This is a genomic window from Candidatus Sarcina troglodytae (assembly GCF_015708635.1).
GTDB lineage: Bacteria > Bacillota > Clostridia > Clostridiales > Clostridiaceae > Sarcina > Sarcina ventriculi.
Map to the genome: position 1 here is coordinate 2,223,738 of NZ_CP051754.1, position 19,321 is coordinate 2,243,058.

The following is a 19,321-nucleotide window of genomic DNA, read 5'->3' on the forward strand; positions in this document are numbered from 1 at the left end:
ACTAAACAATATAATTGAATTAACTAACTTATAAAGTTAATCTACTAAGTATTATTTTTTTTATTTTTACAATTTTATATTTAAAGGAGGTTTATGTATTTTTACATAAAATAATAGTATGAGTGAAAAATTTAATAGTTTAGATAACAGGAAAAAAGGATTAATTTACATAATTTTATATGCTATATCAATTGCTTTAATGAATACATTATTAAAATTAGCAGGTCCTATTCCTCCAACAGAAAAAATAGTTTACAAAAGCTTTATTTGTATTATCGGAGGATTTATTGTTATAGCTAAAACCTACGGCTTCAAAGATAAGGGTAGATTTATTGGTAATAAAAAAAATATTTTTGGTCTTTCCATTAGAACAATATGTGGTTTAACCGGAGGAACTGCAAATATTTATGCACTTCAGTATCTAATTTTATCTACTTCTAGCGTAATTCAAGATTTAAGTGTGTTCTTTCTTGTAATTTTCTCTTTTATATTCTTGAAAGAAAAAATTAAATTTTGGCAAGTTGTATTGATATGCGTTGGCTTTGTCGGAGCTGTATTTGTAATAAACCCATCTAGCGCCAAATTTGTTCTTACACCATCTTTAGCCGCTATATTTGGTTCTGCAATGAATGCTGGAGATTCAGTTTCTATGAGATATTTAAGAAAAACTGCTTCACCAAGTACAATTGTATTCTTTTACAATGTTGCCTGTGCAGTAGTTCTTACACCATTTATGCTAATGGATTATAAGGTTTTAACTATTAAAGCAATGACTTACTTACTTTTATCAGGAGTTTGTTATCTTGTAGTTGAATTTGCCATAACTTCAGCTTATAAATATGCCCCTGCTAGAGAAATAGCTATATTCTCATATATTGATGTTATATTCTCTGCTGTGCTTGGATTTATTGTATTTGGATCACTTCCAACAATTATCTCTATCATCGGTTACATAATAATTTTAGCAGCAGCTATTACCTTAGTCCTATACAATTCAAAAACTACAGATAGTTCAAAAAAAGAAACTAAGGCTACTAGCTAAAATTTTTGTTTTTAATTTAAATTTTCTTTTAATAATATTTAGTAGAATAACTTATAATATGTCTATATTATTATTTCTAAAAATAGGAACTATATCTGTTAAATTTTTAGAACAACAATAATTTAAATCATCTTGTAATCCTAAAGATGTTAAAACCTCAAAATGTCTAGCATTTTTAATAAACGAAATTATATCTGTATTATTTTCATAAACATATTTAGCAGTTTTGGCTATATCAGACATTTCACAATACTTTTCTTTCAATATATTATCTATCATATATCCCGCACAAATAAAATCATCCATAGAAAATTCGCCATTTGTTCCTGCGTTGACAAACACAACATCTTTATTTAATTCAAGCAATTTCTTAGATACTGCAAGTCCATTTATCATAGAACCAATCAATATTAAATCAGCTTTTTTACAAAGATTTAACGCTCTTGTACCATTTGTAGTAGATAAAATTACTGTTTTATTTAATACCTTATTTTGAGCATATTCTAAAGGCGAGTTAGAAAAATCAAAACCTTCTATTTTTAAAGCTCTCCTCTCTCCACCTAAAACTACATTTTCCCCACAATCTTTTAATTTTTTTGCTTTATCAAAAGCTTCATCTACCGTAAGAATTGGAATTACACATTTCGCTCCATTTTTTAAAGCTGTTGTTATAACACTTGTTGCTCTTAACATGTCTATAACTACAACTATTTTATCCTTTATTTTATTTTCTTCTATATAATCTGCTGAAATTATTAAATCTATCTTCATAAAGACATTCCCCCATGTTTAACTTTACTTAAAGTTTTTTCCTTGATAAATATCATTGTCTTCTAAAGTTTTATCTATAGCATTTAAAACTTCCCATTTATTTAAACTCCACATAGGCCCTATTAAAAGATCTCTTGGAGCATCTCCTGTTAATCTGTGAACTATCATATCTTGTGGAATTCTAGATACCCCTTCACAAACAAGGTCTATATATTCCTCCTTAGATAAAAATTTCAAATTGCCATTTTCATAATCCTTAACCATATTAGTGTTTTTCATAAGATGAAGCAGATGAAATTTTATGCCTTTAGCACCACTATGTGCTATATAGTCAACTGTTTGCAACATTTCTTCTTTAGTTTCCTTTGGAAGACCAAATATACAATGAACAACAGTATCTATATTTCTCTTTTTTAACATTTCCATAGATTTATCAAAAGTTTCTAAATTATAGCCCCTGTTAAAACTCTCTGCTGTCTTATCGTGAATTGTTTGAAGACCTAGTTCTACCCATGTATACACCTTTTTATTCATCTCTTCTATCAAATCTAAAACTTCTTCATTTATACAGTCTGGTCTTGTAGCAATAGCAAGAGCTGTAACACCATCTTTTGAAATAGCTTCTTCATACTTTTCCCTAAGTTCATTAATTGGAGCATATGTATTTGTGTAAGCCTGAAAATAAGCTATGTATTTTCCATCTTTCCACTTTTTATTCATCATATCTTTTATATTATCAAATTGTTCAGAAATTGACTTCATTCTTTCTCCAGCATAATCTCCTGAACCATTTGAACTACAAAAAGTACACCCACCTTTTGCAACTTTTCCATCTCTATTAGGACAAGTAAAGCCCCCATCTAAACTTATTTTAAAAGTTTTACAACCAAATTTTTCTCTTAAAAAATAATTTAAAGTATGATACCTTTTATCTCCCCAATTTTTTTTTATCTCCACTAAAATTCATCCTTTCTCAACCAATAAAAAAAGCGCAACAACTTAGATAAACTTATTGCACTTTTTATATTTATTATACTACAATTTACTTACTTTAAAATCCTTTGTTGACACCTTATAGCTTCCAAGCAAACTTTCAACTATGCCATCTGCATTTCTAACACCTGTAACATCAAAATAAACTTCATTATCTTTATAATCCTTATATATTAAATTATATTTATTTTGTGCAAAAATGCTATCCAAGTTTAATCCTACAATCTCACCACTTACTTTATAAAATTTGAATTTAGTCACAGAATCCTCATTGTCATAAACTACAGCAACATAAGCATCATCTTTAGAAAATACTATATTTTTTATAACCACATTACTATAGACATCTATTGTATCTATACTTTTTCCCACTAATTCATCAAAATAAATCTCCTCACTTTGATTTTGCCCGTTATCTTGTGAATTTTGACCTTGATTTGAACCTTGTGAACTTTGATTAGAACTTTGTGTTGCTGTATTTACTGCTTCATCAACCTCAACTATCCCAACATAACTTCTTTCTCCATCCGTTGTACTTATAGCAACTTTTTGTCCTGTATATGATATACCAATTGGTCCATAGTCTTTATTAGGAACACTTAACATAACAACATCACCACTATCACTTTTAGAATAAGCAACATCAGGCAAATTTTTCATAATCATTAAATTACCTATTTCAACATTATTATCTTTTCTTATTTTTAACTCTTTTCCTTCTCTAAAGATTTCATATTGTGGAATCGCTGTAGCAGACTCTACCTTATAAGAATTATTTTCTTTTTTAACTTTAAGATAATAAGTTTGTAAATATGCTCTAGGCTCAGTTTCTAATGCCTTTATAACAGTATATTCATAGAGAGCACTTAAGCCATTTTGATTTGCCTCTTCTTGTCTTATTCCCAAAACTTTAATATTTTTATTTAATTCTCCATCAAATCCTTTTTGAAATGTTTCTGTTCCTAAAGATTTCATCCCTGTAACATCTCCAATAGAGAAGGCATTCATATATGTATCAGCTATACTAGACGATATGTTATTATCAAAACTTAAATTTATAACTTCTTGTTTTTGCTCTTCAATTTCTTTTTGCCTAGTACATCCACAAGTAAAAAGCATTAAAACTGACAAAATACCTATTACTAAGTTTTTCATGAAGATATTCACTCCTTTTTATATTAGGTTTATTATTTTTAAAATTAAGACATATAAATACATTATTATGTTTTCCAAAACATATAAATCTATGATTGATTTTATGAATAAACTAATATTTATCTAATATATTTATTTAAGGGGGGATAAATTTGAAAAACTTTATTAAAATATTTCAAATAGCTGCTGTCTTTATTGGAACTATTGTTGGAGCTGGATTAGCTTCTGGTAAAGAAATAACAACTTTTTTCACTAAATATGGATATATAAGCTTTTTAGGAATTTTATTAACCGGTATATTTTACATATTTATATGTACCATCATATCTAAAATAAGCATAGAGCATAAATTAAGTTCATATAGTGAGGCTATAAATCTTGTAAGTCCTAATATTTTAGGAAAAATAACAGGTATTACAACAACATTTTACTTAATATCTAGTGCGTCCATAATCTTAGCTGGAAGTGGTGCACTTTTACATCAATTTTTTGGTATACCTAAAATAGTCGGTTCTATTATAATGGCTATAATTGCATCCTTTGCTCTTTTGCGTGAAACAAATGGATTAGTTGAAATAAACTCAGTTATCGTACCATCATTAGTTACAGTAATCACATTAATTATGATTTTATACCTTTTATTTTGTAGACAAGATTTAACTATTTCAAATATTTTATCCATTGAGCCTGTAGAAAACTCTGGCTGGTTAACATCTACAATTTTATATGCAGGATATAACACATTATGTTGCTGTGGAGTTATTGTACCTTTAAGCTACGAAACATCTGATAGAAAATCCATGATAAAAGGTATTGCTTTAGGTGCATTAGTTCTTTCAATAATTTGCATCTTTATAAATGCTATGCTTATGGTTAACCAACCTTACATTTACAAATACGATATACCTCTTCTTTATATTACCGATAGATTTGGCAAACCTATTCAAATTTTACTTCTTGCTATAATTTTAGCTGAAATGTTCTCAACAGAAGTTTCAGATGTATACTCAATAAGCAAAACATTAAATAAATCTTTTAAAATTAAATATAAGAAATCTATATTTCTTGTGCTTTTAATAGCACTTCCTATATCTCTTATAGGATTTTCCAACCTTATATCAACTTTATATCCTATCTTTGGCATACTTAGTCTTATTTTTATTGCACAATGTTGTTATTTTTATTTTTTTAAAATGAAAAAATAATTATTTATAAAAAATAATCCACAATAAAGTTAAAATTTATTAACTATATTGTGGATTATTTTTAAATATTTTTTATTAATATGGCACCCTCGGTATTTCTTCTTCTAAAGCCTCAATAACTGGTGGGATAAATATTTTTTCAAGCAAATCTAAATCATCTCTAAGCTCTGCAATTTTAGTAACACCCACGTAAACAGCTGATATTTTATACCATGTAGCATAATCTACAATTCCTGTAACTGGCAAATTGAATGTCTGTTGAAATATTTTAACCGAATTTTGAGTTCTACTTCCATATATTCCATCAACAGCTAACTTAGGTATTAAAGGAAATGAATTTGCTATTGTATTTAGTTGATTTTGAATTGTTCTAACCGCACTTCCACTTGACCCTAAACTTAATGAATACCCAGGATATGATTGTGGAATACCAAGAACTTTCGGTGCTACTACAAGATTTATATTATCACCATAATAATAAGTTAATATTTCATAAGGCGTATCTCCTTCATCACCTAAATATTTAGAACCCCATTGTGATAATCCATTGCATGTAACTGTTGTCCCATTACAAAACTGGGCTAAAAGAGGTTGCTTAGCATCCTGCCTTTGTATATATGTTGCAAATATTTCATCAACTATTTGTTCAATATTTTCATAAATATTTCTTCCATAACTAAAAGCTTGGTCATAAGCAGTAGAACTTGTTATATCAAAATTTTTTCCTTGTCCCCTATACCATTCTGTATATATTCTATTTAAAGTAAATGAGATTATAGCGTAAATATTTGCTCTTATTGTCGTATCTGGCCATGTTGAATATATCTCGCAAGACGCTACATTTGCTATATATTCTTTATAAGTGACTGTATAGTTTGGTGCTGAATTATCATTTGGAAGTCCTGCATGAACTCTTATATATTGAGGAACAACAGGTTGTGCAAGAACTACCACTCCTTGTGGTTTTGGAAGTGGTTTTTCTTCTGCCTCTAATATTTTAGGAGGATAATTTCCAACTTGAACATTAGCTGGAATTTCAATTATAACTTCTTGTCTTGATGGAGTCGTAGTTTCTTTAAAATTTATTTTTTGAATTGCAACTCTACCTGGATATATTTGAACTCCTTTAATAGAAACAGTTTCATACCCTTCCTTCTCTGCTGTCACATTAACAAAGCTATACGGAATAAGTCCTGGAGTATAAGAATTTTCTATCGGTGGTGCATCTAATTCTATAACTTGTGTTGCTCCTGAAGAATTTGTATACAATTCTACATTATCTCGTGTAGCAGTTCCATTTGAATCTGTAGGCGTTACTATTACTTTCGCCTTATTTACAGGAATAAATGTATTTTCACTAAAACATTCTATTTTTAAAGAACCTTTTGCCATATAATTTTCTCCTTAAAATTACTCTATATATAATAAGGTACTTTTGGTATATCATCCTCATAGGCTGATATAGTTGGCGGAACAAATATCTTTTTTGAGTTCCCATCATAACATCTAAGTTCAGCTATTTTAGTAACTCCTACATAAATATCAGAAATCCTATACCAAGTTGCATAATCTACAATACCTGTGTTTGATAAGTTAAAATTTTCTTGAAAAACTTTAACGGAATTAGCAGTTGCTTGATTATATATTCCATCTACCGCTACCTTAGGAATCAATGGAAAAGCCTTAGCTATGTCATTTAACTGACTTTGAATTGTTTTTACCGCTTCTCCAGTAGATCCTATAGTTAAAGATGTTCCAGGATATGACTTTGGTATACCATTTACTTTAGGTGCCGTTGTAAGATTTATATTATCTCCATAAAAGTATGTTAATATTTCATAAGGGGTTTTTCCTTGATCGCCTAAATATTTTGAACCCCATTGAGTCATCCAATTAGGACATTGAACATTTACACCATCACAGTATTGGGTTAAAAGTGGTTGCTTTGCACCATCTCTTTTTATATATGTTGAAAATATCTCATCAACAATTGCACCTATATTCTCATATATATTTCTTCCATAACTAAATGCATGATCATAAGCCGTAGAACTTGTTATATCAAAATTTTTTCCCTTACCTCTATACCACTCTGTATAAACTCTATTTAAAGTAAATGATATTATAGCATAGACATTAGCTCTTATTGTTGTTTCTGGCCATGTTGAATATATCTCGCAAGATGCCACATTTTTTATATATTCTTTATAAGGTATTGTATAATTAGGAGCTGAATTATCATCTGGAACTCCTGCATGAACTCTTATATATTCTGGAACAACTGGTTGAGGAAGCACTACTGTTCCCTGAGGCTTTGGAAGAGGTTTTTCTTCTGCTTCTGGTATTTTAGCTGGATAATTTCCTACTTGTACATTAGCTGGAATATCAATAATTATTTGTTGCCTTGTTAACTTATCATCATTCGTGAAATTTATTTTTTGAAATGCAACTCTATCTGGATATATTTGAGCTCCTTTCACTAAAACCGGTATATACCCATCTCTTTCTACCGTTATATCAGCAAAACTATATGGAATAAGACCTGGTGTTTGGGAATTTTTAATTGGAGGAGTTTCCAAATCTATAACTTCTGTGGCTCCCCATGAATTAGTATAAAGTTCTATATTATTCCCTATAGCTACACCATCTATACCTGTTGGGGTTATTATTATTTTTGCCTTATTAACAGGAATATATGTGTCTTCACTAAAGCATTGAACCTTAAGAGCACCTTTAGCCATAAAACTCTCCTTTAAAATAAATAATATAATTTATTGTATGAAACTTTTTATAAGATGTGATTTTGAACTACAACTAATTACATTACTCAGATTGTATTAAATTAACTACATTATCCACACATACCAATCCATATCCATAGGCTATATCAGGATAATTTAAATTATTTATAGGTCTTTTAGCAGACCTACACAAATAATATTTAAGCCTTCCCGAATAAAGATATATATCATTACCCTTTACAATTCCCCATTCACAAAGAAGACCACATACACCTGCTACTGTTGGTGCTGCCATAGATGTTCCTGTTTTAGTATCAAATCCTCCTCCCACTATAGTTGATAATATATTCTCTCCAGGTGCTAATATATCAGGCTTTCTGTCCCTTCCCGGTCTCTTAACCCCTCTTCCTGAAAAAGGTGAAAGAGTATTATTTATATAACTATAACTACCAACAGAAATAACCCCATCTACTGTAGCTGGTATTCCTAGAGTATTTGAAATACTTGGCTGTAAAAATTTTGTTTGCGGATTTAACCCTTCTGCCACTGGAAGCCACATATCGTAATAACCCTCATACTCATTTAAACTTCTTAAAATAATTGTCCATTCTCCAGAAATTAATTGAACATCTGATGTGGTTAATCTAATATATATCTGCCCAATTACATCAATTGGTGATGCCCCCATATTATAAGTTGCTACTTTTACCCTTCCTAAAAATCTTTCATTATAACGCTGGTCTAATATAATTTCTTGACTACTTATTCCAGCTGGAGATATTATCTCTATTGAAAAACTATTTAATAATGTCTTATAAAATTGAATAGAAATAGATTTTTCTTCATCTGCTATACTAAGAGGTATTCTTACTATTTGTTGTACTTCACCGCCAACATGATGCCCTGCACTTCCTTCATTTCCCGCAGCTATAACTATTGTCACTTTTTCTACTGTACTTACTATTTCTATATATTGTTCAAGCAAACTCCTTCCATTGTGTCCTCCCTGATTTGTACTTAAACTTATATTTATAATCAAAGGTTTATTTAATTCATATCCCTTATCTATTAAAAATTTCACTCCTTTCATAAGTTGAGTAGACAGTGATCTATTTATATCACCTTCCCTGGTTATTTTGACCATGATTATATCGCTTTTATAAGCAACTCCATAATTATTAAAATTTATCTTCCCACCAGCACATGCAATTCCTGCTACATGAGTACCATGACCTGCAAGGTCTTGAACTGGCACAACATCATAAGGTTCATCACTTTTTAAAGCTCTATTTATATCATCTCTATTGTATATTTTATCTGTCTGCAAATCATAAATATATTGAAGCCTAGTTTCTCCATCATTGCTTATAAATCCTGGATGAGTAAAATCAATACCTGTATCCAAAAAACCTATAATCGTTCCTTCTCCAGATAATCCATAAGTATTCCAAGCTGATTGAACACAAGACGCACTATTACTTTGATAATCAGTAGTTTCTAATACTTTTGGTAATTCTACATATTGAATCCTTGTTAAATTATCTAATTTATTAATCTCAGAAACCTTCATAGTTACAATGCCAAACCCATAACCTAAATCATCAAATTTAACTCCTATACTTTCAGCATCTGTTCTAAAATCATCTGCCGTCCCCTGATATACAACTATAAATTCTATAAAATTACCATCTTGAGTATTAAAAGAATTTTTAACTATTATCTCATTTAATATATCCTGAGGAATATTGCTTAAATACTTAGAAAACTGCCTTAAACCTTCACTCATAAAATTCTCCTAAAAAATAATTAATTTATTATAAAATATTCTTATTTATTAGATTTATATACATTTTCATAATATATTTTAATTTTAAAACAAGTTATCCACATAAGTTATCCACATTTGTGGATAACTTATACATTTATGTTTTATTATTCCATACAAATGTATTAAATAATAAAAAGCTGTACTACAATGTTTATTATAGTACAGCTTTATTTTTTAAATTTTTAATTTATAAAAGTAATATAAGCATGCAACAAATTTATATATTAAATTCTATTCTATCAAGTTTTGCTATTGGAAGTACTTCTTTTATTAATGCAGTTTCTGTTTTCATAGAACCACCATTACTTATTAATAATACCTTAGAATTATCTAATCTTTTTATTTGTCTAATAACTCTTACTCCTTGAAATTCAATTAAACATATAGAGTTGTTTTCAATTTCTTTTATAGAATGGCAAAAAGCTAAATCACCTTGTTGAATTCTATATCCTGTCATATCATTTTTTTCTATAACAACATAAAATACTTTATCAGATGAATGTCCTTCTATTTTATTTGAATGCATAGGAAGTTGTTTATATCCATTATTTTTAGTTAAACTATAGTTATATATAGGAACATTTTTTAAGACGTTACCAAAAGCTTGATTCCAAACCTCATCAACCTCTTTATCTGGTTTAGTTTTTTTAATAGCAGGAGCTTTTCTTAAAGATTCTGCTATTTTTTCTTTTTGTAAATCATCATCAGTTACAACCATACTTATATCATTTAAATCTGTATTTAAAACTTTAGACACCTTCTCTATAAGTGCTTCATTTAATATTTTTCTTCCAGTTTCAACTTCATTTATGAATTTTTCAGCTACACCTAATTTTTTAGCTAAAGCTTTTTGGGTTAATCCGCTTTTTTCCCTAACACTTTTTATTCTTTCTCCAACTCTACTCATAATTTACCTCCATTTGTTAAATACATTCTAAAAAGGTGCTTATGGTTAGTCTTAACTACCTTAAGCACCAATTTTAATATTTAAAAAATTTATATTTTTTCTGGTTCTGGCATATTATCAGCATTTTCAACTGTTACCTTAGCCATAACTTGATCTTCATAAGGTTTATCCATTCTATCAGTTTTAACAGATACTATTTTATCAACAGCTTCCATTCCCTCTATAACTTTACCAAATCCTGCATATTGTCTATCTAAATGTGGAGCATTTTCAACCATTATAAAGAATTGACTTCCTGCTGAATCATTAACCATGGTTCTAGCCATTGATATAACACCTCTTGTGTGTTTTAAATCATTTTTAATACGGTTAGCCTCAAACTCACCTTTTATGCAATATCCTGGACCACCTGTTCCATTTCCGTCTGGATCTCCACCTTGAATCATAAATCCCGGAATAACTCTGTGAAATATTACTCCATTATAAAAACCTTTTTTAACTAAACTAACAAAATTTCTTACTGTATTTGGAGCTATATTCTCATAAAGTTCTACTTTTATTTTGTCCCCAGATTGCATTTCTATAGTAACTATTGGATTCATAAATTTTATGTGCTACCTATAATTAAATTTATATTATATAAGTAGCTTCTCCTTTCATATTTTTCTACTATTTATATTTAAGTAGTCTTTTAATAAATTATATATTATTTTTTTAATTATTTAAAGAAATCCTTATTATAATTTAAAACATTATAATATAAAATCATTCACTCCACATAAAAATAATACGATTTAATAAATATAAAAAAGGTAGCTTAAAATTATAAACTACCCTCAAATTATATTAAATATTTTTGTTAACAAAATGTTGTTCCTAACACAACTCTTGAATAATCATTATAATTTGATAAATTTTTCACTTCTACTTTATTAGCTACAATATCTCTTCCCTCTTTATTTATCATATCAGCAAATAAACAATTTAAGAAAGTTGATGGTACTCTATCAATTCCCTCAAAATCTAATTCAACATTTTGATTTTGATTTTCCTCTAAATAGCTCCTTAAAACAATAGCATCCTCAATATTTAGTGCATTCCCTAATATTTTTTTAACATTTATATTCATAAATTCCCCTCCTAAGTTTGTAATTTTTTATTTATTTAAAATTTTCTGAAAATTCTTTTTTTATGATATTATAATATCACCTTACGTTTTTCATGTCAATATTTTAACAAATTGTTTAAATATTTTTCTTTATATTTAATTCTATTGATTTTTCGTATTATAAAAATTAAGCTACCTTTATAAGTAATATATCCAGATAGCTTAATTCTTATTATTTTTTTTATTTTGTTTTTAATAATACTTTACAAAGTTCTACTATTTTTTTATCTTCTGATGAATTAAATATTTTAACATATCCATCTTCTCTTTGATTATTTATTAAATTAATTTTTTCTAATTTTCTTTTTAGTTCTCTTATGGTTCCATAGCTACCATCTATTATATCAACATCTTCTCCAACTATATCTTGTATAGCATTTTTTACAAAAGGATAATGGGTACATCCCAATACAATAGTCGATATTTTACTATTCAAATAAGGACTTAATTTTTCTTTTAAAAAATCCATAACCTCTTCGCCACTGAATATTCCACTTTCAACAAATTCTACTAAACCAGGTGCTGGAAGTTTTATAATTTCTCTTTCATCTTTATACTTGTCCATAAGATTGTTAAATTTTTTCTCTGCAAGGGTCATAGTTGTTGCCATTATTATTATTTTACCTTGTTTTTTAGATTCAACTGCTGGCTTTATAGCTGGTTCTATGCCTATTATCGGAATATTATAAGTTTCTCTTAACTCTTTTATAGCTGCAGATGTGGCTGTATTACATGCTATAACAACAGCTTTTACTCCACTTTCTTCAAAGAATTTCATAGCATTAAAAGTTAATTTTCTCACTTCATCAGCATGTTTAACACCATATGGAGCATTTTTAGAATCTCCAAAATATATGTAATTTTCATTTGGCATAAGTTCAACAGCTCTCCTCATAACACTTATACCACCAACCCCTGAATCGAAAAAACCTATAGGACTATTTTTATCAACCGTATTATACATTTTCACTCTCACTCCTACATTGCATTATAACACTAAAATTATTTTATACCTTTATGACTAATAAATCTATAATTTCATTAAATACTAAATCTCATTACTTTAAACTTTATTTTATCTATAACAAAATTATATCTATTTTTAAGCAATAAAAAAAACATTTACACTTTCACATAAAAATTAACTACTTTTTATATAAAAACGTAAATGCTAAAAAATAAAAAACATCATTTCTATTCCTATTTATCTTAAAAATAATCTACATCCATCAAAAACTAAATATGATTATTCTTCATATTTAGATTCTTTACGATATTTATAACATTTATGCATCTTTAAGCCTATAATTGTACCAACGACCATAGCTCCAATTGCACAATCTAAAAGTATTGCATTTTTTAATTTTCTATCTTCTTTTATTAATTGATGAACTGCTCTCTTTAATTCACAATCTTTTTTATCAAATTTATCAAGTTTATTAAACATTTCTAACATTATAATCACTCCTTTTCTAAATTATAACAAATCATTTTCATTACTACAAACTTTGCATTTATTATTCCACTTATGTATGTTTTAAATACTATTTAATTATTAGTTTTTCAATAATTAATAAAAACATAGAAACTATTTGTATGAAGATTAATAATCCACAAGATTAAATAATCTATCACTTGTGGATTATTTTTAAATTACATTTCAACTAAATTAAATACTTCTAAATCTTTATCTTCAACTTTGCTTTTCTTAACATCTACTAATGCTTTTAATGTATCTAATGAAGTTATAACACCAATATTTCTCTCAACTGCTGCTCTTCTCATAAGGAAACCATCTCTCTTTGAATCATTTGCTTTAGTTGGAGTATTAACAATTAAATCTATTTCCTTATTCTTTATAAGATCCATTAAATTTGGAGAGTTCTCCCCTATTCTAGCAATTTCTCTAGCATCAATTCCTGCATCTCTTAAAAATTTAGTTGTACCCTCAGTTGCTACAAAATTAAATCCTAATTTATTTAAATCTTTAGCTATCTCTAAAAATTCTTTTTTATCATGATTATTTACAGTTGCAAGAATTGTTTTATTTCCGTTACCAATATACATTGATGCACCTAAAAATCCCTTATATAAAGCTTCCTCTAAGTTTCTACCTACACCTAAAACTTCTCCTGTTGATTTCATTTCAGGTCCTAAACTTACCTCAACATTTGGAAGCTTTTGAGTTGAAAATACTGGTACTTTAACAGAAACTAATTCTGGTTCTTTAAATACACCTGTACCATAACCTAAATCTTTTAATTTTTCTCCAAGCATAACTCTTGTAGCTATATCTACTATCGGAACTGTACTTACCTTTGATATATATGGAACAGTTCTAGATGCTCTTGGATTAACTTCTATAACATAAAGATTTTCTTGATATTCAATAAATTGAATATTTATCATCCCTTTTATTCCAATTTCTAAAGCAAGTTTTTTAGTATATTCCAATACATCATTTCTTATTTTATCGCTTAAGTGTTGTGGAGGATACATAGTTATACTATCTCCTGAGTGAACACCAGCTCTTTCTAAATGTTCCATTATTCCTGGAATTAAAACATCTTCTCCATCTGATATAGCATCTACTTCTATTTCTCTTCCCATTAAATATTTATCTACAAGAATTGGATTTTTACTATCTTTTTCAAAAGCATTTTTTAAATAGAATACAAGCTCATCTTCATCATGAGTTATTTCCATTCCTTGACCTCCAAGAACAAACGAAGGTCTAACAAGAACAGGGAATCCAAGTCTTCTCGCCTCTTCTAACCCTTCCTCAACATTCCATACACCTTTTCCTTTTGGTCTTGCAATATCTAACTTTTCTAATAAAGCATCAAACTGTTCTCTATCTTCAGCTAAATCTATTTGATCAGAAGTAGTTCCTAAAGTTGTTATATTTTTTTCTTTTAAAAATTTAGCAAGTTTTATTGCTGTTTGACCACCAAATTGAAGGATAACTCCATCTGGTTTTTCTTTATCTAATATATTTAAAACATCTTCTTCTGTTAATGGTTCAAAGTATAACTTATCAGATATACTAAAGTCTGTACTTACTGTTTCTGGGTTATTATTTATAACTATTGTTTCTATTCCTAACTTTTTAAGTGCCATTACGCAGTGAACTGAAGAATAATCAAACTCAATACCTTGACCTATTCTAATTGGACCCGAACCTAAAATTGCTACTTTCTTTTTATCTGAAACTTCAACCTCATCATATTCTTCATATGTTGAGTAATAGTATGGGGATAAAGCTTCAAACTCTCCACCACAAGTATCAACCATTTTGTACGCAGGCTTAATATTCCAAATCATTCTTAATCTATATATTTCTTCTGGTGTTACTCTTAGCATATCAGCAATTGCTTTGTCTGAGAATCCTCTTCTTTTTAACTTATAAAGCCAAGCCTTATTCATGTTATCTATACTAGATTGTTTAAGTTTTTGTTCTTCATCAACAAGCCATCTAAATTTTTCTAAGAAGAATATATCTATTCCTGTTATCTTAGAAACCATATCTATTCTGTATCCTCTTCTTAACATTTCAGTCAAGGCAAAGATTCTTTCGTCGTCTGGAGTTATAACTCTTTCTCTTAATTCATACATAGAAAGCTCTTGAAACTTTTTATGTTCTAAAGAATATCTACCAATCTCTAAAGACCTTATCCCTTTTAAGAAAGCTGATTCAAAATTACTTCCTATAGCCATTATTTCTCCAGTTGCCATCATCTTAGTTCCAAGAGCCCTATCTGCACTTTGGAATTTATCAAATGGCCATTTTGGAATTTTTACAACTACATAGTCAAGAGATGGTTCAAAACACGCATATGTTTTTTGAGTTACTGCATTTTTTATTTCATCTAATCCGTATCCTAAAGCTATTTTTGCAGCAACTTTTGCTATTGGATAACCTGTTGCCTTTGAAGCTAGAGCTGACGACCTTGAAACCCTAGGGTTTATTTCTATAACAGCATATTCAAATGAGTGAGGATTTAGAGAAAATTGAACGTTACATCCTCCTTCAATTCCTACTGCATCTATTATTGCTAAAGAAGCATCTCTTAGCATTTGATATTCTTTATCTGATAAAGTTTGGCTAGGTGCAACAACTATTGAATCTCCAGTATGTATACCAACTGGATCTATATTTTCCATGTTACAAACAGTTATGCAGTTTCCTTTAGAATCCCTCATAACCTCGTACTCTATTTCTTTCCAACCCTTAACACTCTTTTCAAGTAATACTTGACCTATTGAGCTTAGTTGCAATCCTGAGCTTAATATTTCTCTAAGTTCTGGCTCATTACTAGCTATTCCACCACCAGTTCCTCCAAGAGTATACGCTGGTCTTACTATAACTGGATATCCAATTTCTTTAGCAAATTCAATACCTGATTCTAAATCAGTTATAATCTCACTTTTTATAACAGGCTGATTTATTCTATTCATCATATTTCTAAATAATTCTCTATCTTCGCCTTCTTTAATTGAAGATATTGATGTACCTATTACTTTAACATTATATTTATCTAGAATCCCTGCATCACTTAAATCAACAGCAAGATTTAATCCTGTTTGCCCACCCATTCCTGCTAATAGGGAGTCTGGTCTTTCTTTTGCTATTACTTTTTCTAAAAATTCTAAAGTTAAAGGCTCTAAATAAACTTTATCGGCAACCTCTTTATCAGTCATTATAGTTGCTGGATTTGAGTTTACAAGTACAACTTCTATACCTTCTTCTTTTAAAGCTTGACAAGCTTGTGTTCCTGAATAATCAAATTCTGCTGCTTGACCTATTATAATTGGACCTGAACCTATTACTAAAACTTTTTTTATATCTCTATTTAATGGCATAATATTTTCCTCCTATAGTGCATACTTCATAAATTCATCAAATATATACTCACTGTCCTTTGGACCTGGGCAAGCCTCTGGATGGAATTGAACAGAGAATATTGGCATAGTCTTATGTCTCATTCCTTCTACTGTTTCATCATTCATACTTATATGAGTCACTTCAAATCCTTCTGGTATTTTAGCTACATAATACCCATGATTTTGTGATGTTATGTGAACTCTATCGTTTAAAATATTTTTTACAGGATGATTACATCCTCTATGACCAAATTTTAATTTTTCAGTCTTACCATGAAAAGCTAGAGCTAACAATTGATGCCCTAAACATATTCCTACCATTGGTTTTTGTTTGGCTATTTTTCTTATTTCTTCTATTGCATATCCCATATCTTCTGGATCTCCAGGACCATTTGATAAAAACACTAAATCAGGATTTACATTTAAAACTTCTTCTGCTTTAACATCATGTGGAAATACTGTTACTTTACAATCTCTTTTAATAAAATTTCTTACTATGTTTTCTTTCATTCCAAAATCAATCATAGCAACATGTTTTCCTACACCATTTAATTCATATATTTCTTTAGTTGAAACCTTTGATACTGCATCTTTATTAGAAAAAGCTGATAATTTTTGTTTAACTTCTTCTTCTGAATGCTCATCTAATACTATAATTCCTTTCATAGTACCATTATTTCTTAATATTTTTGTAAGAGCTCTTGTATCTATTCCATCTAAACCTAATATTTTATTTTGATGTAAATAAGTTTCAAGTTCTAATTCGCACCTAAAATTATTTGGATACTGGCATTTTTCTCTAACTATAAACCCTCTAACCTTTGGTTTATTAGATTCAACATCTTCTAAATTTATCCCATAGTTACCAATCAAGGGATATGTCATAGTAACTATTTGTCCATAGTATGATGGGTCTGTTAAAACTTCTTGGTATCCTGTCATTCCTGTATTAAAAACAACCTCACCAACACATTCTTTTAAGTATCCAAATGCTTTACCTTCAAATACAATACCATTTTCTAATATAAGCTTTGCTTTCATAAAACTGCCTCCTTTAAATATTTATAAAACACACTTTACAAGGAATTTACGTATTATTTATTTAAAAAAAGGAAAAGGTAACATGGAGATTAAAATTTCATTTTTTTAATCCCCTGTTACCTACATATATTTTCAATTATTATAAAATTCAAAGTTATTTTGTTTTGTAATAGATTTTCTCCATTTTTATTTCTCATGTTTATACCTCTTTCTGGCCTCACAGGACCAATTTAAAGTGTATTGTTTATAAATTCTTATTACACATATTTTAGTCTAATTATTTAAAATCGTCAATAAGATTATTTATTTATAAAAAATTTTATTTTTCACATATTAAATAATATTTCCAATTCACAAATAAGTTAAGGTGTTAGAAAATTTCTAACACCTTAACTTAATTTCAACCTATACCTTTGTCCTATTGAATATTTACTTTAACATTATGATATATATATAATGTTTTGTCAACATTATTAAGTATGAACAAAATATTATTAACAAAATCATAAAATTACAAATATTACATATCTTATAATATAATTAATATTTAGGAGTTTTTTATGGAAATTATTTATCCTGATGAATTTTTAAAATCTCTTAACGAAAATAAAGACATAGATTCCTTAACAGATATGAATATTACTGATGAAACATATGACTATGATTTGAGAGAAGACTATAATACTGATGACTATTATGAGTATGATAATTACGATGAGTATAATTTTGATGAATCGTATAACTATTTAAGCGATTATGATTATCCTAATTATAATTATCTTAGTGACTATGATTACAGAGGTTCCCAAGAATCTAAACAGGTTGATGATAAAAATAAACCAATTAAATTTGCTAAAATAAAAATTCCCTATTTAGATGTAACTAAATTAAGACCTCCATTCCCACCATTTACTCCATGGCAAGGGCCTTGGTGGCCATGGAATTGGAATTATCCTTGGTCTAATCATTTTCCATGGAATTGGAATTACCCTTGGTCTATGCATAAGAAAAACTATTGTGGCAGTCAAGGCTCTTGTAAACCAAAATCTCCTAGAGAAGATGTCTCTGATGAAAATCAAAGAAGCTTTGATTATTATGATGAATACAACAATTATGATAATGATGACTATGATTTCTTAGAAGATGAAAGGGGCCCTGCACCTTCTTATAATTACGATAAACCTCCAACAAGTCCACCACCTTCTAAATTACCTTTAAAAAATAGTAAAAATGTAAAAATAATAGATTATGATGGAACTCATAAATGTCCACCACCAAAACCACCACATCAAGGAGGTCCCGCTCATGGCCCTGGATATTCTAGTGAAAACCCTTGCAAATACGTACCTCCATCTTATATAAGAAACTGTGTTAATAATTTAGTTTATATATGGGAAATAAATGGACGAGGTTACTGGGCTTATTTAGATAGATTTGACAGAGGTTTTTTAAGTGGTTGGAAATGGATAGGACGAAGATGGATTAAATTTAATCAACATGTTAAAAGAGTTGATGCTATTTTATGCTATAAAAATCATTAAATATTTTAACAGCTCTATATATAAAGTTTTAATATTTTAACCATA

The 19,321-nt window shown here is 28.6% G+C and carries 16 protein-coding genes; 3 read left to right on the top strand and 13 right to left on the bottom strand.

Annotated features, from left to right (window positions below; translation table 11 throughout):
* Positions 1-118 precede the first annotated feature (118 nt).
* Positions 119-1,042, top strand: coding sequence for a DMT family transporter (locus tag HH195_RS10360; protein ID WP_196371020.1), 924 nt, complete (start codon positions 119-121; stop codon positions 1,040-1,042).
* 51 nt (positions 1,043-1,093) lie between these two features.
* Here the strand turns inward: HH195_RS10360 and HH195_RS10365 are convergent, their stop codons facing one another.
* From HH195_RS10365 to HH195_RS10375, 3 genes are all read right to left on the bottom strand, one after another.
* A complete protein-coding gene (locus HH195_RS10365) occupies positions 1,094-1,813 on the bottom strand; it encodes a 2-phosphosulfolactate phosphatase family protein (protein ID WP_196371021.1) in 720 nt (239 codons plus the stop codon).
* A gap of 24 nt (positions 1,814-1,837) precedes the next feature.
* The gene (gene mnmL / locus HH195_RS10370) at positions 1,838-2,770 is read right to left on the bottom strand and encodes a tRNA modification radical SAM protein MnmL/YtqA (RefSeq protein ID WP_196371022.1); all 933 of its coding nucleotides are present in this window, start codon (positions 2,768-2,770) and stop codon (positions 1,838-1,840) included.
* Positions 2,771-2,848: 78 nt separating this feature from the next.
* Positions 2,849-3,961 (bottom strand): hypothetical protein, encoded by a 1,113-nt coding sequence (locus tag HH195_RS10375; RefSeq protein ID WP_196371023.1) that lies wholly within the window; start codon positions 3,959-3,961, stop codon positions 2,849-2,851.
* Positions 3,962-4,113: 152 nt separating this feature from the next.
* Here HH195_RS10375 and HH195_RS10380 point away from each other — a divergent pair, with 152 nt between their 5' ends.
* Entirely contained in the window at positions 4,114-5,166 is a 1,053-nt protein-coding gene (locus HH195_RS10380) for a YkvI family membrane protein (RefSeq protein ID WP_196371024.1), read from the top strand.
* Positions 5,167-5,241: 75 nt separating this feature from the next.
* On the opposite strand, the gene HH195_RS10385 is transcribed toward HH195_RS10380, so the two are convergent.
* From HH195_RS10385 to HH195_RS10430, 10 genes are all read right to left on the bottom strand, one after another.
* The gene (locus HH195_RS10385) at positions 5,242-6,558 is read right to left on the bottom strand and encodes a peptidoglycan-binding domain-containing protein (RefSeq protein ID WP_196371025.1); all 1,317 of its coding nucleotides are present in this window, start codon (positions 6,556-6,558) and stop codon (positions 5,242-5,244) included.
* A gap of 23 nt (positions 6,559-6,581) precedes the next feature.
* Positions 6,582-7,907: a peptidoglycan-binding domain-containing protein gene (locus HH195_RS10390; RefSeq protein WP_196371026.1), complete on the bottom strand. Its 1,326-nt coding sequence runs from the start codon at positions 7,905-7,907 to the stop codon at positions 6,582-6,584.
* A gap of 82 nt (positions 7,908-7,989) precedes the next feature.
* Positions 7,990-9,693: a S8 family peptidase gene (locus tag HH195_RS10395; protein WP_196371027.1), complete on the bottom strand. Its 1,704-nt coding sequence runs from the start codon at positions 9,691-9,693 to the stop codon at positions 7,990-7,992.
* Between the two features lie 259 nt (positions 9,694-9,952).
* Positions 9,953-10,642, bottom strand: coding sequence for a helix-turn-helix domain-containing protein (locus tag HH195_RS10400; RefSeq protein ID WP_196371028.1), 690 nt, complete (start codon positions 10,640-10,642; stop codon positions 9,953-9,955).
* An 89-nt stretch (positions 10,643-10,731) separates the two neighbouring features.
* Positions 10,732-11,244, bottom strand: a complete 513-nt coding sequence (locus tag HH195_RS10405) for a peptidylprolyl isomerase (RefSeq protein ID WP_196371029.1) — start codon at positions 11,242-11,244, stop codon at positions 10,732-10,734.
* A 257-nt stretch (positions 11,245-11,501) separates the two neighbouring features.
* Positions 11,502-11,771: an STAS-like domain-containing protein gene (locus tag HH195_RS10410; protein ID WP_196371030.1), complete on the bottom strand. Its 270-nt coding sequence runs from the start codon at positions 11,769-11,771 to the stop codon at positions 11,502-11,504.
* Between the two features lie 220 nt (positions 11,772-11,991).
* The gene (murI, locus tag HH195_RS10415; RefSeq protein ID WP_196371939.1) at positions 11,992-12,774 is read right to left on the bottom strand and encodes a glutamate racemase; all 783 of its coding nucleotides are present in this window, start codon (positions 12,772-12,774) and stop codon (positions 11,992-11,994) included.
* Between the two features lie 282 nt (positions 12,775-13,056).
* On the bottom strand, positions 13,057-13,266 hold the full coding sequence (locus HH195_RS10420; RefSeq protein WP_055258806.1) for a hypothetical protein: 210 nt from the start codon (positions 13,264-13,266) through the stop codon (positions 13,057-13,059).
* Between the two features lie 197 nt (positions 13,267-13,463).
* A complete protein-coding gene (gene carB / locus HH195_RS10425) occupies positions 13,464-16,673 on the bottom strand; it encodes a carbamoyl-phosphate synthase large subunit (protein ID WP_196371031.1) in 3,210 nt (1,069 codons plus the stop codon).
* A 12-nt stretch (positions 16,674-16,685) separates the two neighbouring features.
* Positions 16,686-17,735, bottom strand: a complete 1,050-nt coding sequence (locus HH195_RS10430; protein WP_196371032.1) for a carbamoyl phosphate synthase small subunit — start codon at positions 17,733-17,735, stop codon at positions 16,686-16,688.
* Positions 17,736-18,295: 560 nt separating this feature from the next.
* Between HH195_RS10430 and HH195_RS10435 the strand changes: the two genes are divergently transcribed.
* Positions 18,296-19,276: a hypothetical protein gene (locus tag HH195_RS10435; protein ID WP_196371033.1), complete on the top strand. Its 981-nt coding sequence runs from the start codon at positions 18,296-18,298 to the stop codon at positions 19,274-19,276.
* Positions 19,277-19,321: the final 45 nt, after the last annotated feature.